General features: G+C 56.1%; 24 protein-coding genes. 7 read left to right on the top strand and 17 right to left on the bottom strand.

Going from position 1 to position 24,997, the window contains the following annotated elements; translation table 11 throughout:
* Nucleotides 1-7 precede the first annotated feature (7 nt).
* Together RCF31_RS01105 and RCF31_RS01100 are read right to left on the bottom strand one after the other, a co-directional pair.
* Nucleotides 8-922: an ABC transporter permease subunit gene (locus RCF31_RS01105; protein WP_299449528.1), complete on the bottom strand. Its 915-nt coding sequence runs from the start codon at nt 920-922 to the stop codon at nt 8-10.
* An 82-nt stretch (nt 923-1,004) separates the two neighbouring features.
* Nucleotides 1,005-2,120: a branched-chain amino acid ABC transporter substrate-binding protein gene (locus tag RCF31_RS01100; RefSeq protein WP_299449527.1), complete on the bottom strand. Its 1,116-nt coding sequence runs from the start codon at nt 2,118-2,120 to the stop codon at nt 1,005-1,007.
* 337 nt (nt 2,121-2,457) lie between these two features.
* On the opposite strand from RCF31_RS01100, the gene RCF31_RS01095 reads away from it, so the two are divergent.
* The 3 genes from RCF31_RS01095 to RCF31_RS01085 all read left to right on the top strand — a co-directional run bounded on the left by RCF31_RS01095 (nt 2,458) and on the right by RCF31_RS01085 (nt 5,803).
* Nucleotides 2,458-3,912: an AMP nucleosidase gene (locus RCF31_RS01095; protein WP_313683266.1), complete on the top strand. Its 1,455-nt coding sequence runs from the start codon at nt 2,458-2,460 to the stop codon at nt 3,910-3,912.
* A gap of 164 nt (nt 3,913-4,076) precedes the next feature.
* A complete protein-coding gene (locus RCF31_RS01090) occupies nt 4,077-5,084 on the top strand; it encodes an isopenicillin N synthase family dioxygenase (protein WP_416412207.1) in 1,008 nt (335 codons plus the stop codon).
* Nucleotides 5,081-5,803 carry an SDR family oxidoreductase gene (locus RCF31_RS01085; RefSeq protein ID WP_416412206.1) on the top strand — a complete coding sequence of 241 codons (723 nt, stop codon included), beginning with the start codon at nt 5,081-5,083 and terminating at the stop codon, nt 5,801-5,803. The genes RCF31_RS01090 and RCF31_RS01085 overlap by 4 nt, the downstream gene beginning before the upstream one ends.
* 73 nt (nt 5,804-5,876) lie before the next feature.
* On the opposite strand, the gene RCF31_RS01080 is transcribed toward RCF31_RS01085, so the two are convergent.
* Complete coding sequence (locus RCF31_RS01080) at nt 5,877-6,038, bottom strand: hypothetical protein (protein WP_416412205.1); 162 nt, start codon at nt 6,036-6,038, stop codon at nt 5,877-5,879.
* 89 nt (nt 6,039-6,127) lie between these two features.
* Here RCF31_RS01080 and RCF31_RS01075 point away from each other — a divergent pair, with 89 nt between their 5' ends.
* A complete protein-coding gene (locus RCF31_RS01075) occupies nt 6,128-6,808 on the top strand; it encodes a helix-turn-helix transcriptional regulator (protein WP_416412204.1) in 681 nt (226 codons plus the stop codon).
* A 165-nt stretch (nt 6,809-6,973) separates the two neighbouring features.
* Nucleotides 6,974-7,231 carry a helix-turn-helix domain-containing protein gene (locus RCF31_RS01070; protein WP_416412203.1) on the top strand — a complete coding sequence of 86 codons (258 nt, stop codon included), beginning with the start codon at nt 6,974-6,976 and terminating at the stop codon, nt 7,229-7,231.
* Nucleotides 7,232-7,492: 261 nt separating this feature from the next.
* On the opposite strand, the gene RCF31_RS01065 is transcribed toward RCF31_RS01070, so the two are convergent.
* Nucleotides 7,493-8,791 (bottom strand): NCS2 family permease, encoded by a 1,299-nt coding sequence (locus RCF31_RS01065; RefSeq protein WP_217621306.1) that lies wholly within the window; start codon nt 8,789-8,791, stop codon nt 7,493-7,495.
* Between the two features lie 431 nt (nt 8,792-9,222).
* Here RCF31_RS01065 and RCF31_RS01060 point away from each other — a divergent pair, with 431 nt between their 5' ends.
* Nucleotides 9,223-9,969: a response regulator gene (locus RCF31_RS01060; protein WP_416412202.1), complete on the top strand. Its 747-nt coding sequence runs from the start codon at nt 9,223-9,225 to the stop codon at nt 9,967-9,969.
* On the opposite strand, the gene RCF31_RS01055 is transcribed toward RCF31_RS01060, so the two are convergent.
* From RCF31_RS01055 to RCF31_RS01030, 6 genes are all read right to left on the bottom strand, one after another.
* Nucleotides 9,906-10,958 (bottom strand): carbohydrate kinase family protein, encoded by a 1,053-nt coding sequence (locus tag RCF31_RS01055; protein ID WP_416412201.1) that lies wholly within the window; start codon nt 10,956-10,958, stop codon nt 9,906-9,908. The two genes, RCF31_RS01060 and RCF31_RS01055, sit on opposite strands and share 64 nt — an antisense overlap.
* 1 nt (nt 10,959) lies before the next feature.
* Nucleotides 10,960-11,820, bottom strand: a complete 861-nt coding sequence (locus tag RCF31_RS01050) for a ketose 1,6-bisphosphate aldolase (RefSeq protein ID WP_313689292.1) — start codon at nt 11,818-11,820, stop codon at nt 10,960-10,962.
* Nucleotides 11,821-11,832: 12 nt separating this feature from the next.
* On the bottom strand, nt 11,833-12,516 hold the full coding sequence (locus RCF31_RS01045; protein ID WP_299449614.1) for a D-lyxose/D-mannose family sugar isomerase: 684 nt from the start codon (nt 12,514-12,516) through the stop codon (nt 11,833-11,835).
* Nucleotides 12,517-12,574: 58 nt separating this feature from the next.
* Complete coding sequence (locus RCF31_RS01040; RefSeq protein ID WP_084875732.1) at nt 12,575-13,513, bottom strand: ABC transporter substrate-binding protein; 939 nt, start codon at nt 13,511-13,513, stop codon at nt 12,575-12,577.
* A 113-nt stretch (nt 13,514-13,626) separates the two neighbouring features.
* Complete coding sequence (locus RCF31_RS01035; RefSeq protein ID WP_084875734.1) at nt 13,627-14,610, bottom strand: ABC transporter permease subunit; 984 nt, start codon at nt 14,608-14,610, stop codon at nt 13,627-13,629.
* Between the two features lie 10 nt (nt 14,611-14,620).
* Complete coding sequence (locus RCF31_RS01030; RefSeq protein WP_299449520.1) at nt 14,621-16,126, bottom strand: sugar ABC transporter ATP-binding protein; 1,506 nt, start codon at nt 16,124-16,126, stop codon at nt 14,621-14,623.
* Nucleotides 16,127-16,270: 144 nt separating this feature from the next.
* Between RCF31_RS01030 and RCF31_RS01025 the strand changes: the two genes are divergently transcribed.
* Nucleotides 16,271-18,847 (top strand): ATP-binding protein, encoded by a 2,577-nt coding sequence (locus RCF31_RS01025; protein WP_416412200.1) that lies wholly within the window; start codon nt 16,271-16,273, stop codon nt 18,845-18,847.
* Here RCF31_RS01025 and phnE (RCF31_RS01020) read toward each other — a convergent pair.
* The 7 genes from phnE (RCF31_RS01020) to phnL all read right to left on the bottom strand — a co-directional run bounded on the left by phnE (RCF31_RS01020) (nt 18,801) and on the right by phnL (nt 24,987).
* On the bottom strand, nt 18,801-19,685 hold the full coding sequence (gene phnE / locus RCF31_RS01020; RefSeq protein ID WP_299449517.1) for a phosphonate ABC transporter, permease protein PhnE: 885 nt from the start codon (nt 19,683-19,685) through the stop codon (nt 18,801-18,803). The genes RCF31_RS01025 and phnE (RCF31_RS01020) overlap by 47 nt on opposite strands.
* Entirely contained in the window at nt 19,682-20,545 is an 864-nt protein-coding gene (phnE, locus tag RCF31_RS01015; protein ID WP_299449516.1) for a phosphonate ABC transporter, permease protein PhnE, read from the bottom strand. The genes phnE (RCF31_RS01020) and phnE (RCF31_RS01015) overlap by 4 nt, the downstream gene beginning before the upstream one ends.
* A gap of 120 nt (nt 20,546-20,665) precedes the next feature.
* Entirely contained in the window at nt 20,666-21,595 is a 930-nt protein-coding gene (gene phnD, locus RCF31_RS01010) for a phosphonate ABC transporter substrate-binding protein (protein ID WP_084875744.1), read from the bottom strand.
* Between the two features lie 26 nt (nt 21,596-21,621).
* Nucleotides 21,622-22,452 (bottom strand): phosphonate ABC transporter ATP-binding protein, encoded by an 831-nt coding sequence (phnC, locus tag RCF31_RS01005; RefSeq protein WP_299449515.1) that lies wholly within the window; start codon nt 22,450-22,452, stop codon nt 21,622-21,624.
* A gap of 161 nt (nt 22,453-22,613) precedes the next feature.
* On the bottom strand, nt 22,614-23,150 hold the full coding sequence (phnN, locus tag RCF31_RS01000; protein WP_416412199.1) for a ribose 1,5-bisphosphokinase: 537 nt from the start codon (nt 23,148-23,150) through the stop codon (nt 22,614-22,616).
* Entirely contained in the window at nt 23,150-24,286 is a 1,137-nt protein-coding gene (gene phnM, locus RCF31_RS00995) for an alpha-D-ribose 1-methylphosphonate 5-triphosphate diphosphatase (RefSeq protein WP_208715557.1), read from the bottom strand. The genes phnN and phnM overlap by 1 nt, the downstream gene beginning before the upstream one ends.
* Complete coding sequence (gene phnL / locus RCF31_RS00990) at nt 24,283-24,987, bottom strand: phosphonate C-P lyase system protein PhnL (RefSeq protein WP_416412198.1); 705 nt, start codon at nt 24,985-24,987, stop codon at nt 24,283-24,285. Before phnL ends, phnM begins: the two co-directional genes overlap by 4 nt.
* Between the last annotated feature and the right edge of the window lie 10 nt (nt 24,988-24,997).

Genomic DNA, 24,997 nt, shown 5'->3' with positions numbered 1-24,997 from the left:
GGCGTCCTCATACTTTGGCAACCAGCGGTCGTCCCAATAGCCCCTGTGGCCGGAAGATTAAAATCACCACCAGCAGGGCAAAAGAAAAAACATCTTTGTAATCGGAGTTCACCAGCCCGGCGAACTGCGCTTCAGCCACGCCAAGCAACAGGCCGCCAAGCATCGCCCCCGGCAACGAACCAATGCCACCCAGCACCGCCGCAGTAAAGGCTTTGATGCCGATGACGAAGCCAATATAGAAATCAAAGGTGCCGTAGTTCAGGGTGACCAGCACCCCGGCCAGGCCCGCCATCGCCGCGCCAATCATAAACACCAGCGAAATCACCCGGTCGGTGTTGATACCAAGAATGGCGGCCATGCGCCGGTCCTGCTGCACCGCACGGCAAATCCGTCCCAGCCGCGTGTATTGGATAATCCAGGTAAGCAACGCCATGCCGCACAACGCGGCAATCAGGATAAACACTTTGGTCCAGGTGATTTGCACCACGCCATCGCCCACTTCCATGCGCAATACACCGGACATCAGGGTGGGAATGCCCTGCTGGTTCGGACCCTGACTTATCTGCACGTAGTTTTGCAAAATCAGTGACATACCAATGGCAGAAATCAGCGGTGCGAGACGGGTGGAGTTACGTAACGGACGATAGGCGATGCGCTCGATAGTCCAGCCGTAGACCGCCGTCACCACAATGGTGAAGATCAGGGTGCCGAAAATCAGCAGTGGGAAGGAGTGAATGCCAAAAAAGCTGAGCAGCCCCAGCCCGATGGCACAAAGATAGGCAGAGACCATATACACCTCGCCGTGGGCGAAGTTGATCATGCCGATGATGCCGTAAACCATGGTGTAGCCAATGGCAATCAGCCCGTAAACCGCGCCCAGTGTCAGGCCGTTCACCAGCTGCTGGAGAAAGAAGGCTTCCATATGCAAGTCCCGTGCTTAAAGGGAGCGCAAACTTCGCGCCCAATCGCGAATGGCCCCGCAACACGCGGGGCCGCGTGTCAGCTTACAGCTGGTGATATTTGCCTTTATCGTCCCACTGATACACCACATAATCCGAGACTTTCAGATCGCCTTTGCCGTCCCAGGCTTTTTTGCCCATCACGGTATCAACGCTATTGGCCTTCAGCCACTCACTGGCTTTGGCGTTATCTTTACCTGCGGCTTTGTAAGCGGCGGCCAGCGCCTGCACTGAAGCGTAGGCATACAGGGTATAGCCTTCCGGCTCAAAACCACCGGCGCGGAATTTGGCGATCACCGCTTTGCCGTCAGGAATCTGACGCGGATCCTGACCAAATGTCATATAAACGCCTTTGGTGTATTGCGGGCCGCCCGCTGCGGTTACCATATCTTCAGTCACGATACAGTCACCGGAGAAGAAGGCCGCCGTCACACCCTGCTCACGCATCTGACGTACCAGCGGACCGGCTTCCGGGTGGCAGCCACCGAAGTACACCACATCCGGTTTGACTGAGGCGATTTTGGTCACCAGCGCGTTAAAATCTTTCTCGCCACGCGACAGACCTTCATACAACACCTCGTTGACTCCGCGCTTTTCCAGCGCAGCCTTGGTGGCATCGGCCAGCCCCTGGCCGTAGGTGTCTTTGTCGTGGATCACCGCCACGCGTTTGGCTTTCAGCTTATCGATGATGTAGTTAGCGGCAATCGCCCCCTGCTGATCGTCGCGGCCACACATACGGAACATGGTTTTCATGCCGCGTTCGGTGATTTGCGGGTTAGTCGAGCCGGGGGTAATCGCCAGCACGCCAGCATCGTCATACACTTCGGAAGCGGGCATGGTGGAAGAGGAGCAGAAGTGCCCCACCACGGCCAGTACCTTGTCCTGGTCTACCAGGCGGTTGGCAACGGCGACGGCCTGTTTCGGTTCGCAGGCGTCATCCCCCTGCACCAGCACAATTTTTTCACCATTCACCCCTCCGGCCGCATTGATGTCATCGGCTGCCTGAGTCGCACCCTTCCAGTACTGTGCGCCGTAAGTGGCGTTGGGGCCTGAGAACGGACCGGCCACCCCAATCTTAATATCTGCCTGGGCATAAAACGCCGCGCTCAGGCAACCTGCAATCACAACCTTCAATGGTAATTTTATGAATTTCAAAGACATGCTTTCAATCCTCAACGGGTCAGGAACGGAGCCATACCACGGCCTGGGAGAAATCAATTTCTGAAACTTAACGATGTGCAGTCTGTGACCAGCAGGGCCACGGTTAACAATCAAGCAAAAAGCTCGCCAAAGGTAAGCATTGGTGACAAGTTTTTGCACCGGCATCGCGCCAAAGCGGGAGGGAACGCGTCTGCTGATCTTAACCATAGCCAGCGTTTTAAGACGCACCAGCACTCTGTTGGTGCAGAATGCGGTTGATCACAGATTCTTCATGGTGCTGAGGGGTTTACCCGCTATGCTATAGCCAAATCGGCCCAAAATTGATGCGGGAGAACTTATGAATACACAACGGAACGGCATCAGCAGCCAGCAGGCGCTGGATGAACTTGAGCGGTTATACGCCAACGCGGTAGAGGCGTTACGCAACGCGATTCGCGACTTTACTGAAAACGGACGTTTGCCGGATGAGGCAGCGCGCCAGCAGGGGTTATTTGTCTATCCGGAGCTGCGTATTACCTGGGCTGGCGAGGGTCCGCAACGTAATCGTACCCGGGCCTGGGGCCGTTTTACCCACACTGGCAGCTACAGCACCACCATCACGCGCCCGGCGTTATTGCGTCACTATCTCAGTGAGCAATTGCTGATGATTGAGAAAGAGTACGAGGTGGTGATTGAAGTCGGACCCTCGCAGCAGGAAATTCCTTACCCTTATGTGATTGACGGTTCCGATTTGTCTCTGGACCGCTCGATGAGCGCCAGCATTGCACGCCATTTCCCCACCACCGAACTGTCGCAGATTGGTGATGAAACCGCCGATGGTTTGTTCCATGCTGACGCGCAGCTCCCGCTGTCACACTTTGATGCACTGCGTACCGACTTCTCGCTGGCGCGTCTGCGCCATTACACCGGCACCGCCGTGGAGCACTTCCAGCCGTTTGTGCTGTTTACCAATTACACGCGTTACGTTGATGAGTTTGTCCGCTGGGCAATTGAACAGGTGCAGGATCCCAACACCTCCTACGACAGCCTCGCCTGCGCCGGTGATGTGGTGATCACCAAAGATACCCAGGACCCGGAAGCGATGATGTCGGATCTGGCGTGGAAGAAACATCAGATGCCGGCCTGGCACCTGACCTCACCCAATCGCCGTGGCATTACTCTGGTCAACATTGGCGTGGGTCCTTCCAATGCCAAAACCATCTGTGATCATCTGGCGGTGGTGCGCCCACATGCCTGGCTGATGATAGGGCACTGCGGCGGCCTGCGTGAAAGCCAGACCATTGGCGATTACGTGCTGGCGCATGCTTACCTGCGTGACGATCATGTGCTGGACAGCGTACTGCCGCCGGATATTCCGATTCCGAGCATCGCCGAGGTGCAACGCGCGCTCTACGACGCCACCAAAGCAGTGAGCGGCATGCCCGGTGAAGAGGTCAAACAACGCCTGCGTACCGGAACGGTGGTGACGACAGATGACCGCAACTGGGAACTGCGTTATTCCGCTTCTGCGCTGCGCTTTAATCTCAGCCGTGCGGTGGCGGTGGATATGGAAAGCGCCACCATCGCCGCCCAGGGTTATCGTTTCCGGGTGCCTTATGGCACGCTGTTGTGCGTTTCGGATAAGCCGTTACACGGTGAAATCAAACTGCCTGGTCAGGCAAATCGCTTCTATGAAGGGGCGATTTCCGAGCATTTGCAAATTGGGATTTGTGCGGTCGAGCTGCTGCGCGCCGAGGGGGATAAGTTGCATTCACGCAAATTGCGTACCTTTAATGAACCGCCGTTCAGGTAATTAATGTCACCGCTCCTTTGTGGGCGGTGCAATCCTCCGATCATGACTTCAACATGCGATAAAGCTCACATCACTTAAACTAAACTTTAGTATAGTTTTTTGTGTTATGGTACGGTACCGTAAAGTTTTGCCAGTTGAATGTACTCATGATGGAGGGAGAGATAATGGCAGCTATACCTGTATTAAAATTATCTTTGTTAGATGGGGATCGGAATGACAAAGATAAATTTATTGGCTTATTGAACGAAGCAGCCCACGATGTTGGTTTTTTCTATCTTAGCGATCATGGCGTCGCAGCATCATTCCTGACTGAAGTTCGTGAACAAACCCGAAAGTTTTTTTTATTATCTGAAGAAGAAAAACTCTCGGTTTCAATGATTAATTCCCCTCATTTCAGAGGATATAACCGAGCCGGTAATGAATTAACCAACGGTAAAGCAGACTGGCGAGAACAATTTGATATCGGGGCAGAACGGAAGCCCTATAACTTAACGGATAAGGATCCTATCTGGATGGGCTTGCATGGTTTTAATCAATGGCCTGCATCCTTGCCTGAGTTGAAGAATACCCTTCTTTTCTACAACAATATATTAACCAACATCTCTCTGAGATTACTCAGAAGCCTTGCATCAGGTCTGGGGTTGCCAGAAAATTCCTTTGACAAAATATACGGTGACACACCGAACGAACATATCAAACTCATCAGATATCCACGTTGTAAAAAAATAACCGAGACTCAGGGTGTGGGGGCTCATAAAGATTCTGGTCTTTTGACGTTAATTCTTCAGGACGAAAATAAAGGCTTACAAGTTAAGACTACCGATAATAAGTGGGTTGATGTTTCCCCAATTGATAATACCTTTGTGGTTAATCTGGGCGAGCTACTGGAGTTAGCCACTAACGGATACCTCAAAGCAACCGTTCATAAGGTTCTGGCCCCGGCAGGAGAGAATGACAGAATTTCAGTGGCCTATTTCTTAGGTGCCAGTCTCGATTCTGTCGTACCGGTATTCAGATTGCCCGCAGAATTAACCTCAGACTCCTCATTTATCGAAACTGACCCAAACAACCCGCTACTCAGAGATGTGGGTCTGAATTATATGAAGGGAAGGCTGCGCTCTCATCCCGATGTTGCTAAGAAATATTATGCAGAATGGGGCAATTTTCTATGAAAAATAAACTGGTAGTGATAACGGGAGCCAGTTCCGGATTTGGCGCTGAAGTTGCCAGGGCACTGAGCAACAGGGGATATTGTCTTGCTCTCCTGGCTCGTCGTATCGATAAGTTACGTGCAATGAATCTTGCAAACTCCCTGTGTTTTGAAGTCGATGTTACCTGTCGTGAACAGGTTTTTAATGCTATTCGTAAGGCTGAAGAGAAGTTTGGCGACGTAGATTGCATCATAAACAATGCGGGAGTGATGTTGTTGGGCGAATTAGAGTATCAGAATCATGACGAATGGAACCGAATGATTGATACCAATATTAAAGGCGTCATTCATGGTATGCAGGCGGTCTTGCCCTCAATGCGCGAACGGAAAACAGGAACAATAATCAATATCTCCTCCCTGGCGGGTCAAAAGACCTATCAATACCATGCTGCATATTGTGCAACTAAGTTCGCCGTGCACGGTTTGTCCGACAGCGTTCGCTGGGAGGTTGCCCCGGACAACGTCAGAGTGATCACCATTTCCCCAGGAGCCGCCGAAACAGAGCTTATCAGCCATATTAGCGACGACTTCGTGAAAAATGATTATATCGAATGGAAAGAAAGCATAGGCGGTGTCATTTCTGCCAAAAATGTTATTGACAGCATCATATTTTCATACGAACTACCGCAATCAGTATGTGTGCGCGATCTTAAAATTGCGCCGACAAGACAGCAAAATTAATACTCTTTATTTTTTATTATATGAGGAAAGGCCAGCTATTCAGAGTCAGTAAATAAGATGACATTTACACCCTTCAGTGTAAATCCTTCCTTTTATTCAGGATCCTTTTTATCGCTTCCTGCTCTGTTTCTGCGCCTTCTACCTCACCTTCACAAATAGCAATCCAGTAGTCGGGCAGCTTGCCTTTTTGTTGTGGCAAATGAAATGTTTTGAGCTTTTTTTCTTTGTTTTTCATGACAATGATCGTCCTTGTTAATTGCACACATGCAAGGCATGACAGCAATATCCTTCCAATAAAATGATATAAGCGCGAGAACATTCAATATGACTACTAATGATAGTAGGGTTATTTTTCAGAAACCTCAAGCCGAAGAGTTATTTTTTGAGTGGTTTTGTGATCACCCTATTATTCACTGGAATACTGGCATTATGTTGGTAAAAAACTCAAATCATGAATTTATCGCATCAAACTCAGTATTCAGTAGTTATTCAGGTTACACGCCAGAATCCCTCATAGGCCTGAATGATGAACATATGCCATGGGCAGAAAATAAAGATATTTACATAAATCACGAAAAAGACATTCTTTCGGGTTTAGAATATAACGTTATTGAACCGCTAAGTGGTGTTGTAAAAACCTGCCTATTTACCAGTAAAAAAGTCATCTACTCCAAAAGCGGAAAACCATCAGGCACGATCGCAACAGCACTGATTTTCAATGGCTCAGTTGAATTTGGCAACCTTGCAGGTACTGCTTCCAGCATGAGAGTTTGCGACTATTCCGGATTCAACCTGACAATTGTTGAGTCGAGAGTATTATTTTATCTTCTGAAAGGTTTTTCACGCCGAAAGATATCCGAACTGGCAGGAATATCAACTTCATCGCACGATTTTCATTTGATGAATATTAAGGAAAAGTTCAGAGTCGATACGCGGGACCAACTTGTTTTTTTCTGTTATCAAAATGGATTGCATGAGTTTATGCCCTATCACATTGTTCTTTAATTTATTTTATCAACCTCATCTCATCATAACTGCCTAAACCTATGAATTTTCATAGGTGTTTTTTTGCTTCTGATTTACATCATTTATCACTCCATATATAAATCATCACATGACGTAGAGATACTCAATTTAACGGATGAATAGGCAGTGGAGCGAAAAGGGAAAATGAATCTTAAAGACTGGCATATAGAGGATATTCTTGCTGCTGTTAGAAAAAAGAAGAAGTCTCTCGCTGCACTTTCAAGGGAAAATGGCCTTGCTGCTGGAACATTAAATAATGCCCTGCGAAAACCCTGGCCACGAGGAGAAAAAATTATTGCGCATGCATTAGGCCTGACTCCCGACGAAATATGGCCCAGTCGGTACCCAGGTGGCAAGAAAAAACAAAAAAAACCACCACCAGAAAAGAATATTGAATCTTAAAGGGCGACTGCGCGATAAATCGCGCCGCTACAAATGCGCTGCGGTTTTTGCTAATCAATTCAGAGAGATGGACATAACCGTAGCGGCGCGATTTATCGCGCGCCGTTAAAAGGCACAGCAACAAGGCTCATTAGCACGGAATTCGGGGCCGGTCACAGGAAATGCAAAGGGCGGCCATTGCACATGCCGCCCTTTGTCCGGTCGCCCACCAGCGAGCTGAAACTACCTTAGCCCGTGGCGAACGCAATCACTCTGCAGCGATTACGCACTCAGCCAACCCAGTTTAATCACAAACAGGATCGACATAATAATCAGCGCCGCATTTACCTCTTTAGTACGCCCGCTCAACAGCTTCACTACCGTCCAGGTAATAAAACCAAACGCAATACCGTTGGCGATGGAGTAAGTCAGCGGCATGGTCAGCGCAGTCACGGTGACTGGTGCTGCGGTGGTGATGTCTTTCCAGTCAATCTCCGCCAGGCCGGATGCCATCAGCACGGCGACAAACAGCAGCGCCGGAGCCGTTGCGAATACCGGCACGCTACCCGCCAGCGGCGAGAAGAACAGGCTGAGCAGGAACAGAATGGCAACCACAATCGCCGTCAGACCGGTACGACCACCGGCGCTGACGCCCGCTGCCGATTCCACATAACTGGTGGTGGTTGAGGTACCCAGCAGTGAACCAAACAATGCTGCCGCACTGTCGGCAATCAGCGCACGGCCCATTTTCGGCACGTTACCCTGCTCATCCGCCAGACCGGCACGCTTCGTCACACCCAGCAACGTACCGGTGTTGTCGAACACGTCCACAAACAGGAAGGCAAAAATCACGCTCACCAGGCCGACGTTAAAGGCACCCGCGATATCCAGATGCAGGAAAGTCGGGGCGATTGACGGCGGCGCAGAGAACACGCCACCAAACGGCGTCAGGCCAATGCCCATCGACAGGAAGGTGACGATCAGAATACCGATCAGCACAGCACCGGTTACGCGACGCGCTTCCAGCACCACGATGATGACAAAGCCCAGCAGTGCCAGCAGTGGACCCGGCTTGGTCAGATCACCCAGACCCACCAGCGTCGCCGGGTTATCTACCACGATACCCGCCCCTTCCAGCGCAATCAGCGCCAGGAACAGGCCGATACCCGCCGCAATCCCGGCGCGCAATGGCAACGGGATGCTGGCAATAATCCATTCACGAATTTTGAACACCGACAAGGCAAAGAAGATACAGGCAGAGAGGAATACCGCACCCAGCGCGATTTGCCAGGTGTAGCCCATATGCAGTACCACTGTGTAAGTAAAGAAGGCGTTGAGGCCCATACCCGGTGCCAACGCAATCGGGTAGTTGGCAATCAGGCCCATCAGGACGCAGCCAATCGCCGCCGCCAGACAGGTCGCCACAAAGACCGCACCCTTATCCATGCCAGTGGCACCGAGGATGCTTGGGTTAACGAACAGGATATAGGCCATTGCCAGGAAGGTGGTTATGCCCGCAATAACTTCGGTGCGGACCGTTGTGTTGTGCGCTTTTAGCTTGAATAGTTTTTCTAACATCATCATCTCTCGTGATGGGGAGACGTCACTGACGTGCGTTCTCTTGCCAATGGGGTGTGCATGCGCGTTATTGTTTCGGGAAAAAGCAGACGGGGCTGCATGCTCTGCCATCGATCCGCCTTGTATACAAACTCCTTTCCCCTCAGTCCTCATAGCAATTGCTATGCCATGCCGGGACGCAATCGTTTACCTTCTCAATCACAGCACCGGCTAAGACTATTCTGAACCAGAACGAGGCGCGATTATGGTGCATTGCACCATGTCCGCGCAATCGTTTTCCCACACGTCAATGGGGGCATGAAAAAAGATTGCGGTAACGCACGCTTTCGCATTCTGTCAGGCGATGTCGCTCACGTTTCTGTTGCCTGATGCAGCAGGCAAAAGCGGTCGGTATACACTCTCCGTTAACTCTTCCATAACAAAAGAGGCCCGTAATGAAGCCCGCAATTCTGGTAGTGGATGACGATCGTGCCGTCTGCGAACTGCTGCATGATGTGTTGAGTGAACATGTTTTTACCGTTTATAGCTGCCACCAGGGCAAAGACGCGCTGACCTTACTGGCGGCGCATCCGGAAATTTCGCTGGTCATGCTGGATATGATGCTGCCGGACACCAACGGCCTGCTGGTGTTGCAGCAGATGCAACGACAACGGCCCGAACTGCTGGTGATCATGCTGACCGGCATGGGATCGGAAGCGGATATGGTGGTCGGGCTGGAAATGGGCGCGGACGATTATATTGCCAAACCCTTCAATCCCCGCGTGGTGGTGGCACGCGCCCGTGCCGCATTACGCCGTTGCGGACGGCTGGCGCAACCAGACAACCTTCAGGATGACGGCTGGCAATTTAATGGCTGGCGGCTGGATGAAGCACGTTGCCAGTTGTTCAACCCCCAGCGCGAAAGTGTGCCGCTCACCCAGGGCGAGTATGCGCTGCTGCGCGCGCTGGTGTGCCATGCACGCAAAGTGCTGACGCGCGATCAATTGCTGGAACTCACCCACAGCGAAACCCTGGATGTATTTGATCGCACCATTGATGTGTTGATCATGCGGCTGCGGCGCAAGATTGAAATGAATCCGCACCAACCCAGCCTGATCCGCACCATCCGCGGCCTCGGTTATGTTTTTTCCGCCGATGTGATGCGCCCGGCGTCGGTAGCGCCGGTCACGCAAATCGCCTGACCCATCCAGCGCTGCATCTCACTCAAAGGGCGGGTGCCGTCCAGCGCATTGGCCGCATGCAAATTGAAACAGGCGCAGGTATGCGCCAGCTTTAGGGTGTCGGTCATCGGCCAGCCCTGGTGGCTGGCATACAGTACCCCGGCACAGAAGGCATCCCCTGCGCCGACGCTGCCAACAATCTCCTCCGGCTGTAACTGCCACGCCGGTTGCCAGTGCCCTTCACCACCGACCTGCAATCCCCATGCGCCCTCGGGGGCATGGATCACCACGCGCTGACGCACCCCCTGCTGCGCCAGCCAGCGGGCAGCGGCAGCAAAGCTGGCGGGTGCTGCCAGTCCCTGTGTACTGCGCAGGCTGATGCCGGTGAGCGATTGCGCTTCCAGTTCGTTAATCACCAGATAGTCGAGCCAGCGTAACGCGGGCACCACCAATGCCTGATACTCCCCGGCACGCGACACCAGATCGAGTGAGGTCAGATAACCGCGCTGCTGCATCTGCGCCAGCAACTGTGCGCTGCGCGTGCCCCAGGTTGTATCCGGCACATCGAGGGCATCCAGCAGCAGCAGATACCCCAGATGGAAGATGCGATGATCGGTATTCACCGTGGCAAACTGCGCCAGATCGAGCTGCGCATTGGCTCCCCGCGCATGGAAGAAAGTGCGCTGCCCATCGGGCGTGGTCATCACCTGGGTCATGGCGGTATTCACGCTGCGGATACGCTGGACAAAACGTCGTTCAACATGATGCTGGTCCAGCAGTTGCACCAGGTAGTCGCCGTCGCTGTCCTCACCGATCGTCCCGACAGCCGCCAGCGGCAGGTTGATCTGCATACGTGCCAGGGTGAATAACACATTCGGCACCGCACCACCGCTACACTTTTCGCTGTGGTGGATTTCGGCCAGCCAGCCCTGCTCCGGCCAGTGGCTGATACGCTGCACATGATCCACCAGCATGCTGCCTGCCGCTAAGATGCCGCTGCGTGCCACCATCTCAGACTCTCCCGGCGCTGCCAAATACCCGCATCTGCTGCGCCACCACGTTGGCGATATCGCGCTCCACTGCCATCAGCAGTTCGGCAAAGGCATCGTAGCGCGCTTCACGCTGGGCAATCTGGCTCTCAATCGCCCCCAGCGCCGCCTGAGACATGCCGGTGTAGAAATTGATTTTATGAATACCCAGGCTGATGGCGTGACGGAAATCCGCATCGCTGATGCCGGAACCGCCGTGCAGCACCAGCGGCACGCGCGCCGCATCGCGGATCGCCGCCAGCCGGTCGAAATCGAGTTTCGGTTCGCCTTTGTATTTACCATGCGCATTACCAATCGCCACCGCCAGACAATCAATGCCGGTGCTGCGCACAAACTCCGCCGCCAGTCGGGGATCGGTAAATTTATCGCTGTCCGCCTCACCAAACAACGCGCCACCTTCATCCCCGCCGACCGCGCCGAGTTCCGCTTCCACCGACACCCCGAGCGCGTGGCAGATCTTCACCACTTCCTGGGTCTGGCGCACATTCTCGTCATAACTGAGGGTGGAACCATCAAACATCACCGAGGTAAAACCGAGACGGATCGCCTGCATCACCGCCTCGAAATGCAGGCCGTGATCGAGGTTAAGCACCACCGGAATATCGTGCAATGCCGCCTCTGTGCGGATGGCCGCAATCAGATGATCGAGGCTGACATACTTAAAATGCACTTCGGCGATATTGATGATAAACGGCGAACGCTGCTGCTCTGCCGCATGGAACAGGGCACGCAGAAAGTGGGTATCGAGCACGTTAAACGCGCCGAGGGCATAACCGTTTTGTTGCGCATGAGCCAGGCCCTGCGCCAGTGAGATCAGTGCCATATCGTTGCTCCTTCAGTCCAGCCAGCGGGCATATTCGTTACACAGCAGCCAGCGCGGGTCTTCATCCTCATCAATCGGGTTGAAGCGCGCCAGCGGGGTGAGAAAGACGTTGTCGTGCTCGTCATCGTTCGGCATGGAAACCTCCCCCACCAGCACGTCGCCATAACCCTCTTCGCCCCAGAAGCTGTGCCAGATACCTGGCACCAGGGTGACGCTCTCCCCCGGCGACAGGCGCAGTTGTGATCCAGCAGCATGGGTCTGACGGATGCCATCGAGGGTGACGTTCACCGGTGTGTTGGCCAGCCGGTCGCCATCACGATTGTGCAGCGTCACAATCAGGTTGCCGCCGCCACGATTGATAATGTCTTCCATCTTTTGCGGGTGGTAGTGCATCGGCGTCACCTGCCCTTCCCGCACGTGCATGATCTTTTCCGCGTAGGGTTTCGCCCACGGCTTGCCGCCGCGCGAACCGTTACGCAGGGTGAACAGGGTTAAACCGGTCTGAAAGAAATCCTGCGCGCCAAAGCTGGTAACATCCCAGCCGAGGTGCAGCGCCAGCAGCTCGTCGGCCGCTGGCTTATCCAGCGCACGCCACTGGCTCAGGCCGTAATCGGCCCAGCTGGGCAGATGGACATCCTGGCGCATAAAGAATTCACGGGTGAGTTGCAGAATGGTATTCACTTCCGAACGTTGCATCACTGCGTCTCCGGTCAGTGGAAAGTGGGGGCGGCCCATGGCGCACCGCCCGCGTCGGTTATTTCACCGTCCAGCCTTTGTAGCTGCTGACATTGTTGCGGTCGATCATCGACACCGGGATCAGCACTGGCTTATCCGGCGCAGGTTTGCCTTGCAGGATGTCATAACCGATCTCCACCGCTTTTGCCGCCATCACCTGCGGGTCCTGCGCCGGGGTGGCGACAAACAGCGAACCTTTGCGTTTCAGCGCCTCTTCACCGTCCGGGCTGCCATCGACGCCAACAATAAAGAATTCGTGGCGCTGCGCCTGTTTAGCCGCTAAATCCGCGCCGATGGCGGTAGGATCGTTAATGGCGAACACCGCATCAATTTTCGGGTTAGCCGACAGCAGGCCGGTCATCACCTCCAGACCACCTTCACGGCTGCCTTTGGCGTTCTGGTTGGAGGACAGGATCTTGATATCCGGGTGGGTTTTGAACTCGTTCATGCAGCCTTCCACGCGGTTCTGCACCGCTGAAACCGGCGGTCCGTTAATGATCACCACGTTGCCTTTATCTTTCAGGCGGTCAGAGATGTATTTACAGGCCATTGCCCCTGCTGCGGTGTTATCGGAGGTGATGGTGGCATCGGCACCTTCGGCGGCCACGTCCACCGCCACCACCACGATCCCGGCATCACGGGCGCGTTTAACGGCAGGCGCGATCCCTTTCGAGTCAGCGGCATTGAGGATGATCATGTCCACTTTGGCGGCGATAAAGTTGTCGATTTGCGCCACCTGCTGGCCGAGATCGTAACCGCTGGAGACCAGCGTCACTTTCACGTCATCTCCTGCCAGCTTACGTGCTTCCAGTGCCGCCCCTTTGGTGATCTGCACGAAGAACGGGTTGGCGAGGTCGCCGACGGTGACACCAATGGCTTTTAACTCTTTGGCCTGGACCAGCGGTGCGCTGAGAAGCGTGGCCGCCAGCAGTCCGGTGATAATCGGATTAAAACGCATAGTCGATGTTCTCCTGCTTTTTTTGTTGGTATTGCATTGCGCGATAAATCGCGCCGCTACAAAATCGTGCGCCATCCCGTAGCGGCGCGATTTATCGCGCGTGTTTTTCTCTTTCAACCCACGTGATGCCGGGTACGGTACTTGTCGATCAACACAGCGATAATGATCACCCCCCCCTTAATCACCAGCTGCCAAAAGTACGACACCCCCATCAGCGTCATGCCGTTGTTCAGCGTGGCGATAATCAACGCACCAATCAGCGTGCCGGTGATAGTGCCGATACCGCCTACAAAGCTGGTGCCGCCAAGGATCACCGCAGCAATCGCGTCCAGCTCGTAGCCCACCCCGAGGTTGCCGTTGGCGCTGTATAGCCGCGAGGCGCTCATCAACCCGCCCAGCCCGGACAGCAGGCCACTGACGGCATAGACGAACGCCAGTACCGCCCCGACTTTGATACCGGTGAGACGTGCCGCCTGCATATTGCCGCCCACCGCGTAGATATGAACCCCAAGCGTGGTACGGCGCAGAATGAACCAGCACAAGGCAATCACCGCAAAGGCAATGACAATCAGCCACGGAATCGGCCCAATATAGCCATTGCCTATCCACTCAAAGTTAATGTCGGAGTTAATCACCGTGGTGCCGTCCGCCAGCAGATAAGCCGCGCCCCGCAAGGCGGTGTAGGTGCCTAGGGTGACGATAAACGGCGGCAGTCCGGCCCAGGCCACCAGCAGGCCGTTGAACAGCCCCATGATCAGGCCCGCCCCCAGCGCCGCCGGGATGGTCAGGCTGGCAAACGCCGGGTCGAGCGAAACCACCATCGCCACCACCGCCGTGGTGCCGAGCATCGAACCAACCGACAAATCAATGCCGCCGGTAAGGATGACAAAGGTCATGCCTGCCGCCAGCACGATGTTGATTGATGCCTGCCGGGTGATGTTCAGCAGGTTGGCTTCGGTAAAAAAGTTGGGTGCAACAAAACCAAACACCGCGACGATCAGAATCAAAATTGGCAGGATGCCGACGGTCTGCAACAGATCCGCCATCAGCGCGCGTTTCAGCGTCGGGTTTTTCATACGGGTGGTTTCACTGGTCATCCGCGTCTCCTCAAGGCTCGACCGGCTGTGCGCCGGTGGCCAGTGTCATAATGTTTTCCTGGCTAATCTCTTCACCGCTCAGTTCACCGGCAATGGTGCCTTCGCGCATCACGTATACCCGGTCGCTCATCCCCACCACTTCCGGCAGTTCACTGGAGATCATCAGAATCGCCACACCCTGCTGCGCCAGCTGGCTCATCATGCGGTAGATTTCACTTTTGGCACCGACATCCACGCCACGCGTGGGTTCATCGAGGATCAGGATGCGTGGGGCAATCGCCACCCAACGCGACACCAGCAGCTTCTGCTGATTGCCGCCGGACAGGCCACCGGCGCGCACCTGAGCATGGGGCACACGAATGTTGAGGGTCTGGATCGCCTCGCTGGCGATCTTCTGGCCTTTGCGGCGATTGAGCAGGCCATAGCTGGCGTCACGTTCCAGCGTCGCCATCACAATGTTTTCCTGAGCGGCCAGTTCGAGAAACAACCCCTGCTCTTTACGGTTCTCGGTGAGAAAGCCAATGCCGTGGGCGATAGCTTCACGCGGGGAGTGGATTTTGACCTTCTCGCCGTCAATCCAGACCTCGCCGCCACTCGATTTGTGTACACCAAAAATCAGCTGCGCCAGTTCGCTGCGCCCGGCCCCCACCAGGCCCGCCAGCCCGACAATCTCTCCGGCGCGCACCGCCAGGCTGCTGGGATGGACCTTTTTGCCGTCTGTCAGGTGGTTAACTGCAAGGCGAATTTCACCGAAAGGAATGGTGCGATCTTTGTTGAACAGATCACTGAGCGGACGCCCGACCATCATACGCACCAGTTCGCTGGCGTTGAGTTGATCACGCGTCAGACTGCCGACGTACTGACCATCACGCAGCACGCTGACGCGGTCGGAGAGTTCATACACCTCCGCCATGCGGTGGCTGATATAGATGATCGCCATCCCCGCACTACGCAGACGTTTGATCAAGGCAAACAGCTGCTCGGTTTCACGGTTGGAGAGCGCAGCGGTGGGTTCATCCATCACCAGGATGCGGCTGTTGCGATGCAGCGCGCGGGCGATCTCCACCTGCTGCTGCTCGGCAATGCTGAGACGGCTGACCAGATCGGTGGCGCTGAACTGCGCACCAAGGCGATCGATCACCTGCTGCGCCTCTTCCGCCATCTGGCGACGCTTAACCAGACCCACGCGGGTGATTTCGCTACCGAGAAAGATGTTTTCCGCCACCGTCAGATTGGGGGCCAGATTGATCTCCTGATAAATCAGGGTGATGCCTGCCGCCAGCGCGTCTTTCGGTCCTTTGATGACATAGGGTTGACCATCAATCAGGATTTCTCCACTGCTGGCGGTGTATGCCCCGGCCAGAATTTTCATCAGCGTGCTTTTGCCCGCGCCGTTTTCTCCCATCAGCGCATGCACCTCGCCGGGCCAGACTGTCAGATCCACCCCTTTCAGCGCGTAGAAACTGCCAAAGCGCCGGGTAATTTCCCGCATTTCCAGAATCGGTGTGGCCGCCATCGGTTCGCTCCTGCTGGCAAATCGTGCAGCGAGTTAAGCAATGACAGATAAATGGAAAATGTCAGCCACCATTCATATTTGTCATAAAGCGCCGACCTGGCACTTCTATACTCGCGCAGAAAAGGGCCGGTTGGAGGACGCAGCATGAGTCGAAGTCTGCACTGGCAGGTGGGCGCGCGCGGTCGCCTGCTGCTGTTTAATCTGCTGGTGGTGTGCGTCACCCTGGCGGTGGGTCTGGTGGCGATTAGTGGATTTCGCCACGCCGGTCACATTCAGGAACAGGCGCAGGCACAAACCCTCGCCGATATGAGCGGCAGCCTGGCGCTGGCACGCGACACCGCCAACGTGGCAACCGCCGCAGTACGGCTTTCCCAGGTGGTGGGCGCGCTGGAGTACCAAAGTGAATCGGCGCGCCTGCAACAAACCCAGCAGGCATTGCAGCACTCGCTGAATCAACTGGCGCGTGCACCGCTGGCATTGCTGCAACCGGCCTTGCTGCAACGCATCCGTGAACGCAGCCAGATGCTGGAGCAAAGCATCAATCAGCTGTTGCTCAAGGGCCATGAGCGCCATCTGCAACGCAACCTGATGCTGAGCGGCCTGTGGCAGGCTCAGTTGCTGCTCAACCATATCGATAGCCTGGCAGTGCAGCAGCCCTTTTCCCCCGACCTGCGCCAGCAAACGACTCGCCTGCTCACCGTCGCCATTCAATCCACTACGCCACAGGCAGCAGTACGCCAGCTGAATACGCTATTCGGTGCCTGGTCAGCGCTGCCAACGCAGGGGGTACTGGCGGATAAAGTGCAGCAACTGGTCAGCACCGAACGTGTACTACTGCCGGTTGCCACCGAGCTGGATCAGAGCGATATCGCCATTGCCTACGCCACCTATCGCATCAAAGCGCTGGTGGCCATGCTTAACGATGACATCACTCATTACGTGCAGCTGGTGGCGCAGCAAACTGACACTCGCAGCCAGGCCACCCATCAGGAGCTGGACTCCATCATCGGCTTTATCGGCCTGTTTATGCTGCTGGCGCTGCTGATCACCGGGTATGCCGGTTACTACATTTATCGCAACCTGGGTTCCAGCCTGACAGCCATCGCCCACGCCATGACGTTGCTGGCGCAGGGGGAGAAAAGCGTCAATGTGCCCGGGCTGGCGCGACGTGACGAGCTGGGGGATCTGGCGCGTGCCTTTAACGTGTTCGCGCGCAATACCGCCTCACTGGCCCATACCTCGCGGCTGCTGAAAGAGAAAAGTAACCAGCTGGAGTCTACCTTTCTGGCGATGCGCGATGGCTTTGCCCTGTTCGACAACAGCGGCGGGCTGGTGGTGTGGAATGCGCAATACGCGCAACTGCTGGGTATCGCCCCGCGTGAACTGCATCGTGGCCTGCATTATCAGCAATTGCTGAAACGGCTGGAGATTGAACTGAACGGGCTGGGCGAGGCCCAGGAAGTGCGGCTGGCAGATGGTCGCACGCTGGAGCTGCGCTTCAGCCCGGTGCCACGGCGTGGCATGGTCAACACCGTGCTGGAACGCACCACGCGCAAAGCACTGGAAGAGGCGCTGCTGCATAGCCAGAAAATGAAGGCGGTTGGGCAACTCACCGGCGGGCTGGCCCACGATTTCAACAATCTACTGGCGGTGATTATTGGCAGCCTGGCCCTTACCGTCGATCAACTGCCCCCCGGCACCCTCGCCAGTCGTATCGAACGCGCAAGACAAGCGGCTGACCGTGCCGCCCAGCTCACCCAGCGTCTGCTGGCTTTTTCACGCAAGCAGGCACTCTACCCACGCGCCGTGTCGGTGGTCGATTTGGTGGATAATTTGCAGGGCCTGTTGCAGCACTCGCTGCTGCCAGGCCAGCAACTGGTGATTGAGGCCGAGCGCCCCGGCTGGCCCGCGTGGATCGACGCCGGGCAGCTGGAGAATGCGCTGATGAATCTGGTGGTCAATGCGCGCGATGCGATGGAAAAACAGAGCGGCACCATCCGTCTGCGCGTCTGGCATCAGCAATGCGACGAAGGCGACCGTGTCACCATTGAAGTGATCGACCACGGCTGCGGCATGTCCGCCGAGGTGCAGACGCAGGTGTTCGAACCGTTTTTCACCACCAAAGCGATTGGCAGCGGTAGCGGGCTGGGGTTGTCGATGGTGTATGGCTTTGTGCGTCAGTCCGGCGGGCAAATCGAACTGGAAACCGCGCCCGGCCAGGGCACCACGGTGCGCCTGTTACTGCCGCGTGCTCCTGATGTGGCACAGCCCGCATCCGTCGTTGCGCCCCACTTGCTGAGCGCCAGTGCCGACCGGCTGGTGCTGGTACTGGATGACGAACCGGCGGTGCGCCAGACGTTGTGCGAACATTTACATCAGCTGGGCTACCTGACGCTGGAGTGTGGCGATGGCGAAAGCGCGCTGACGCTGCTGCGCCAGACGCCAGATATCGAACTGCTGATCAGTGATCTGATGCTACCCGGCAACCTCAACGGTGCCGATGTGATCCGCCAGGCGCAGCAGCAGTGGCCGCAACTGGCGACGCTGCTGATCAGTGGACAGGATTTGCGCCAGACGCCGGTGATGCTGCCGCTGTGTGAGCGGCTGGCAAAACCCTGGCATCAGGCGCAGCTGGTGCAGGCGCTGGAACGCGCCTGGCAGCGCAGTGAACGGCTCAGTCGCGCGCGGCGGGCTGCCACAGCGGCACCGCTTTCCCGGTGATGTAACGTTTACGCAGACGGCTGGAGACAACATCCATAATCATCACGATCGCCGCGAGGATCACGGTGATAAACATCACCACATCCCAGTTCCACAGGCGCATGTTCTCGGCATACACCAGGCCGACACCACCTGCGCCGACAAAGCCCAGCACTGCCGCCGAGCGGGTGTTGGATTCAATCTGGTACAGGCTGAGGGCGAGGAAAGTCGGGAACGACTGGGTGAAAATACCGAAGCGGTGTTTTTGCAGGCTGTTGGCCCCGACGGCTCCCAGGCCACGGCTCGGCGAACGTTCCACCGCTTCGTGTCCTTCAGCATACAGTTTGCCGAGCAGGCCAATGTCCTGCATCACAATCGCCAGCACCCCGGCCAGCGGCCCCATGCCGACCGCGCGCACAAAGATCAGACCCCAAATCGCCATATCGATGCCGCGCAATATATCCAGTACACGACGCATCAGCAGCGAAATCGGGCGGGTAAGCGGGTCGTGCATCACGTTACGCGCCGCCAGGAAGGAAATCGGTAGCGCCAGCAGCGTCGCGGTGAAGGTACCGGCAAACACAATCGCCAGCGTGATGCCAATCTGCGACAGGTAATAACCGAATGGCCAGTTGGCGAAATCCTGCCAGACAAACATGCGCAGGAAATAACGTCCCAGCTGCTGGCAGCCAATCAACAGGCGACTCCATTCGATACCAAAAACTTCAAAGAAAAAGATGTAGTAGAGCAGCACGGCCAGCGCGATCAGCGCAATGCGGCGCAGATAACGCTTTTGCGCGGCAAACAGCGCCGGGTGTTCCTGCTTCAGTTTGCCGATATCCGGGGCCAGAGCAATCATGCGCGTTCTCCTTCCACCACGCGACGGCGCAGCCAGCCAGAGATCGTATCCAGCAGCGACACCACCACGATGATCAGCAGCAGCGTAATGCTGACCTGATCGTAACGGTCGAGTTTGATATTGGTCATCAGCTCCTGGCCGATACCCCCTGCCCCTACCAGACCCAGAATGGTGGAGGAGCGGAAATTAATCTCCAGACGCATAAAGCTGTAGGAGAGGAAGGTCGGTTTGACCTGCGGCCAGAAGGCAAAACGCATGCGCTGCAATTTGCTGGCACCGCAGGCGGCCAGGCCGCGTACCGGCTTGTCGGAAGCACTTTCAATCGATTCGTAGAACAGCTTGGTCAGGCTGCCAACGGTGTGCAATGCCAGCGCAAGAAAGCCGGGAATGGCACCGATGCCAAAGGCCATCACGAACATCACCGCCCACGCCAGTTCCGGCATGGTGCGCAAAAAGGCGACAAACGCGCGAATGGCGAGACGCACGCCAGCGGGAGATTGTGTATTGTCGGCGGCGAAAAAGGCCAGCCCGGCGGCGATAGCCACGCCAATCACCGTTGATGAAATCGCCAGCTGTAAGGTTTCCCAGATCAGCGGCAACTGAATATTCAGGCGATAGCCCCAATACGCGAAGGAACCTTCGGTTTTCACATCAGCAAACAGCACCGGAAAATGCAGCACCGGCATGGTTTCGCCAATGTAATCAAAGAAATGTGGCAATGATTGCCAGACAGTGACCAGGTTGAATTCCGCGATTTTGCCCGCAGCAAGATACAGCGCCACCAGCAACAGCGACCACAGCAACGTGTCACGCTTTTGCTGACGACGGATGCGTTGATAGTAGTGTTCGAAATCGGTCAAAGGGGAGGTCCTGTGGTTGGAATGCGTACCATAACGATGCGATTTAACGCGCAATGAATTGCGCCGCTACGGCAGTGTGCACGATTTCGTAGCGGCGCGATTTATCGCGCAGAGAAAGCGTTAGCCGCGGCTGCCCTTCATCAGGTCACGCTTCATATCAATGATGTTCTGATAGTCAGCGACAGTTGCCGGGCCGATATGCTGCTCACCGCCCACTGCTTTAACAAAGCAGCTGTGATCTTCTTTATCCAGTTTCTTGATGGTTGCCACCACTTTTTCTTTAAAGTCGGCTGGCAGATTGTTGCTCACCAGGATTGGGCCGTTCGGGATCAACGGTGATTTCCAGATGATGCGAATCTGTTTCATCAGGTCCGGGTGGTCCATACGAATCAAACGACCAAACGCACCTGAGGTGTAACCGGTGTTGTAATCACCCACCAGTGAAGTCCAGGTTACCGCGCCGTCAAACTGACCATTCAGCACGCCGAGGATGTCCTGCTCGTGGCCGCCGGAGAAGGTCACGTTAGAGAAGGTGCCTTTGTACTTATCATCCACCGTGCCGCCAAACTCTTTCTTGAATGCCTGGTTCGGCATCAGGAAGCCAGAGGTCGAATCCGGGTCGGCCATGCCGAAGGATTTACCTTTCAGGTCTTCCAGCTTTTTGTACGGGCTGTCCGCTTTAACGATCACCACCGAGTGGTAACCTTGTGAACCGTCTTTGTCATCCACCACGATACCAACGATATCGACCGCTTTCGGGTTCTGCAGGTAGACCGAGGCATACGATGCCGGTGACATGCTCAGTACCAGGTCAATTTTGTTACCCAACAGGCCCTGAATCACGCCTGAGTAGTCAGAAGAGTTACGCAGTTGGGTGTCAACATTCAGCTCTTTGTCGAAGAAAGTTTTCACACACTGGTTGTCGCCAATCTGCTGCGTGGCGTTCTGGCCACCCAGAATCCCGAGGTTAAGTTGCTTAGGGGCATCCGCTGCGTTAACGCCAAAAGCCATCAAAGCGCCAGTCAGTAAAGCTAAAGAGGTCAGTTTCATTGGTGGTTATTCTCTTGCCGTGGGAGTTAGTGGAGCTGGTTAATTTCGTCGCCGTACAGCTCATGCAGCAGGCCGTCGGTCAACTCAGAAGGATGTCCGTCAAACAGCACCTTGCCGCGCTGAATACCGATGACGCGGGTGCAGTAGTTTTTCACCAGTTCAATCGAGTGCAGGTTGACCATCACGCTGATGCCCTGCTCGCTGACCTGGCGCAGCACGTCCATGATGCGTTTGGTGTTTTTCGGGTCGAGAGAGGCTACCGGCTCATCCGCCAGCAGAATCTTCGGGTTCTGCATCAGCGCGCGACAAATCGCCACGCGCTGCATCTGACCACCAGACAGGTTTTCGGCGCGTTGCAGCGCCTGCGGCAGCATGTTCATCCACTGCAACAGCTCAATGGCCTGAGCGCGGTCAGCCTCGGAAAAGACTTTAAAGAAGGATTTCAGTGTTGAGGTCTGGCTGAGACGCCCCAGCAGCACGTTAGTCAGCACATCGAGGCGCGGCACCAGGCAGAAATCCTGGAAAATCATGCCGCATTCGCTGCGCCACTCACGCATCTGGCGACTGTTCAGTGCCACCACGTTGCGTTCCGCTTCGCCGCTACGCTGGGTGAGGATAGAACCCTCGCTGGCTGAGATGGTGCCGTTCAGCATATGTAACAATGTCGATTTGCCTGCGCCGGAGCGGCCAATCACCGCCACCAGTTCCCCCGCATGCAGATCGAAACTGACATTATCCAGTACGCGGTTTTCGCCGTACGCTTTGCACAGTCCCTGCACCGACAACACCTTGTTGCCCTGCTGCAGGTGCGGAACATAAGGATTGTCGACCACGGTTTTCAGTAATGCCTGTGCCATATTCCGCTCCGTTTCATCTGAGGTGTGAATTGCCCGCTTATTACGGCCAAACGGGATGAAGACTTGATGACAGCAAAATGATCAAACCGTGACAGCATGCCCACTAACAGCGCGATAAATCGCGCCGCTACGGTTGGTGCGATTTGTAGCGGCGTGATTCATCACGCGGGGTTTTCCAGCAGCAAACGCAGTTGCCGCAGCGTATCCGCCAGCGCGCCATCGTTATTGAGCGGAAAGCTGTGGGCCGGGAGCGGCTCAGCGGCACGGGCGAGGCGGCGGGCGATCTCCGCCTCGCTTTCGCGTCCACGCTGCCGCAGACGCGCCGCCAGTACCTCGGGTGACACCTGCAACACCAGCGGCAGCAGCTGGCTGCCGTAGTGTTGCTGCGCCACCGGCAGATGCAGTCGCGAACCATTGACCAGCACGTTAAGATCGCGTGCCAGCCAGTGGTCGATTTCTTCACCCAGACCATAGCTAAGACCGTGCGCCTGCCAGCTGAGGGCAAACAACCCGAGCGCCTCACGCCGCCGAAACTCCGCTTCGCTCAGCGCCACATGGTTCTCACCCCCGGCATCCGCCGGGCGTGTAATGTAGCGATGGGCGATCACCAGACGCTCCGGCGGTGCTTCACGCAGCGCGTTGAGCAGGCTGTCTTTCCCCGAACCAGATGGCCCGGTCAGCCAGATCAGGCGCGCCATCAGAACACCAGCCTGCCCTGCGACCACACATGACGAATATGCGGATGACCGTGATCGGTGTGCGCCAGTACCAGGTCGGCACGCAGTCCTTCGGCGATGGTGCCGCGATCCTGCAAGCCGATGGCCCGCGCCGGATTACGTGTCACCAGCGCCACCGCCTGCGGCAGTTCCAGCGTGTTGCGTTCATCCGCCGTTAGGCGGAACACCGCATCCAGCAGGCTGGCTGGGTAGTAATCCGAGGAGAGAATATCCAGCAGACCGGCACTCGCCAGCTCCCAGGCTGCTACATTGCCGGAGTGCGAACCGCCGCGCACAATATTGGGCGCGCCCATCAGCACCTGCATTCCGCAGGCACGTGAAGCGGCAGCGGCTTCCAGCGTGGTGGGGAATTCGGCAATCGCACTGCCGACGTCGTGAGATTCGGCCACGTGCGCCGCCGTGGCATCATCGTGGCTGGCAATCGGAATACCACGCGCCCGGCACATCGCCGCAATGGCGTTGCGGTTCGGCTGTGACCATTCGGCCGCCAGCGCCAGCTGTTCGCGTTCAAACTCGTCCATTTGTGCGTCATTGAGCTGATATTTGCCCTGATAATAATCGCGGTACTTCTCCAGCGAGGCGTACTGACGCTGGCCTGGCGAGTGATCCATCAGCGACACCAGCGACAGCTCCGGCGTGCTTACCAGCGCTTCAAACAGCGTCAGCGTGGTGTGATAAGGCAGTTCACAGCGCAGATGCAGCTGGTGATCGACGCGGTTCAACCCTTTGCGATTGCTGTCGCGGATGGCGTCGATCATCTTGTTGAGGTTATCGAGGCGATGACCGCCGTCACGCACATCACCCACGCCAATTGCATCCAGCACCGTGGTAATGCCGCTGGCAACCATCAGCGCATCATGGCTGCTCATGGCGGAATGGGCTGGCCAGTCCACTTTCGGACGCGGAGTGAAGAATTTGTCCAGGTTGTCGGTATGCAGCTCCACCAGCCCGGGCAGCAGATACGCCTGTTCGCCATCCAGCGCGCCAGGTTGCTGGCTGTTGCTGTCGCTAAAGCTGGCGATACGCCCCTCGCGGATCTCCAGCGACCCGGCCACCACTTCATTTTCCAGCACCAGTCGGACGTTATTGACGATCATGCTTCTGCTCCTGTTTGTACCGGCTGCATGACGTGCAGGCGATCGGCCACGCGACTGCGCACCGCTTCGTCATGAAAAATACCTACGATGGCCGCACCCCGGGCGCGCGCCTGTTCAATCAGTTCCACCACCGCCGAGCTGTTGGCGCTGTCGAGGGAAGCGGTCGGTTCATCCAGCAGCAGCACCGGATAATCAGCGATAAAACCACGCGCGATATTGACGCGCTGCTGCTCACCCCCGGAGAAAGTTGACGGAGCCAGTGACCACAGGCGTTGTGGCACATTCAGACGCGTCAGCAGCTCTTTGGCGCGTTTCTCGCAGAAGGCGCGCTCCACACCGCGCTCCAGCAGCGGCTGCATCACGATTTCCAGCGTCGGCACACGCGGGATGACACGCAGAAACTGGCTGACCCAGCCAATGGTGTTGCGGCGAATGGCAAGGATCTGGCGCGCCGGTGCCTGCGCCATATCGATCCATTCCCCGGCATGTTGCAGCCAGATATGGCCGCTGTTGGCCTGATAGTTGCCGTACAGCGCGCGCAGCAGCGTTGATTTTCCGCTCCCGGAACGGCCATGCAGCACCACACATTCGCCTGCGTTCACTTCCAGGCTGGCGTCCTGCAACACCGGCAGCGCCACGCCACTCTGGTTGTGCAGCACAAAGGTCTTACACAGCTTCTCCACGCGCAGTTGCGTATTCATGGTTAACTCC

Origin of the sequence: Pantoea sp. App145 (assembly GCF_047947045.1) — a bacterium.
Lineage (GTDB): Bacteria > Pseudomonadota > Gammaproteobacteria > Enterobacterales > Enterobacteriaceae > Pantoea.
This window is presented reverse-complemented; position numbering and strand designations above follow the sequence as displayed.

Coding starts and splice junctions, on each gene's coding strand:
- RCF31_RS01105 (WP_299449528.1), bottom strand. CDS start 922: ATGGAAGCCTTCTTTCTCCAGCAGCTGGTGAACGGCCTGACACTGGGC.
- RCF31_RS01100 (WP_299449527.1), bottom strand. CDS start 2,120: ATGTCTTTGAAATTCATAAAATTACCATTGAAGGTTGTGATTGCAGGT.
- RCF31_RS01095 (WP_313683266.1), top strand. CDS start 2,458: ATGAATACACAACGGAACGGCATCAGCAGCCAGCAGGCGCTGGATGAA.
- RCF31_RS01090 (WP_416412207.1), top strand. CDS start 4,077: ATGGCAGCTATACCTGTATTAAAATTATCTTTGTTAGATGGGGATCGG.
- RCF31_RS01085 (WP_416412206.1), top strand. CDS start 5,081: ATGAAAAATAAACTGGTAGTGATAACGGGAGCCAGTTCCGGATTTGGC.
- RCF31_RS01080 (WP_416412205.1), bottom strand. CDS start 6,038: ATGAAAAACAAAGAAAAAAAGCTCAAAACATTTCATTTGCCACAACAA.
- RCF31_RS01075 (WP_416412204.1), top strand. CDS start 6,128: ATGACTACTAATGATAGTAGGGTTATTTTTCAGAAACCTCAAGCCGAA.
- RCF31_RS01070 (WP_416412203.1), top strand. CDS start 6,974: ATGAATCTTAAAGACTGGCATATAGAGGATATTCTTGCTGCTGTTAGA.
- RCF31_RS01065 (WP_217621306.1), bottom strand. CDS start 8,791: ATGATGTTAGAAAAACTATTCAAGCTAAAAGCGCACAACACAACGGTC.
- RCF31_RS01060 (WP_416412202.1), top strand. CDS start 9,223: ATGAAGCCCGCAATTCTGGTAGTGGATGACGATCGTGCCGTCTGCGAA.
- RCF31_RS01055 (WP_416412201.1), bottom strand. CDS start 10,958: ATGGTGGCACGCAGCGGCATCTTAGCGGCAGGCAGCATGCTGGTGGAT.
- RCF31_RS01050 (WP_313689292.1), bottom strand. CDS start 11,820: ATGGCACTGATCTCACTGGCGCAGGGCCTGGCTCATGCGCAACAAAAC.
- RCF31_RS01045 (WP_299449614.1), bottom strand. CDS start 12,516: ATGCAACGTTCGGAAGTGAATACCATTCTGCAACTCACCCGTGAATTC.
- RCF31_RS01040 (WP_084875732.1), bottom strand. CDS start 13,513: ATGCGTTTTAATCCGATTATCACCGGACTGCTGGCGGCCACGCTTCTC.
- RCF31_RS01035 (WP_084875734.1), bottom strand. CDS start 14,610: ATGACCAGTGAAACCACCCGTATGAAAAACCCGACGCTGAAACGCGCG.
- RCF31_RS01030 (WP_299449520.1), bottom strand. CDS start 16,126: ATGGCGGCCACACCGATTCTGGAAATGCGGGAAATTACCCGGCGCTTT.
- RCF31_RS01025 (WP_416412200.1), top strand. CDS start 16,271: ATGAGTCGAAGTCTGCACTGGCAGGTGGGCGCGCGCGGTCGCCTGCTG.
- phnE (WP_299449517.1), bottom strand. CDS start 19,685: ATGATTGCTCTGGCCCCGGATATCGGCAAACTGAAGCAGGAACACCCG.
- phnD (WP_084875744.1), bottom strand. CDS start 21,595: ATGAAACTGACCTCTTTAGCTTTACTGACTGGCGCTTTGATGGCTTTT.
- phnC (WP_299449515.1), bottom strand. CDS start 22,452: ATGGCACAGGCATTACTGAAAACCGTGGTCGACAATCCTTATGTTCCG.
- phnN (WP_416412199.1), bottom strand. CDS start 23,150: ATGGCGCGCCTGATCTGGCTGACCGGGCCATCTGGTTCGGGGAAAGAC.
- phnM (WP_208715557.1), bottom strand. CDS start 24,286: ATGATCGTCAATAACGTCCGACTGGTGCTGGAAAATGAAGTGGTGGCC.
- phnL (WP_416412198.1), bottom strand. CDS start 24,987: ATGAATACGCAACTGCGCGTGGAGAAGCTGTGTAAGACCTTTGTGCTG.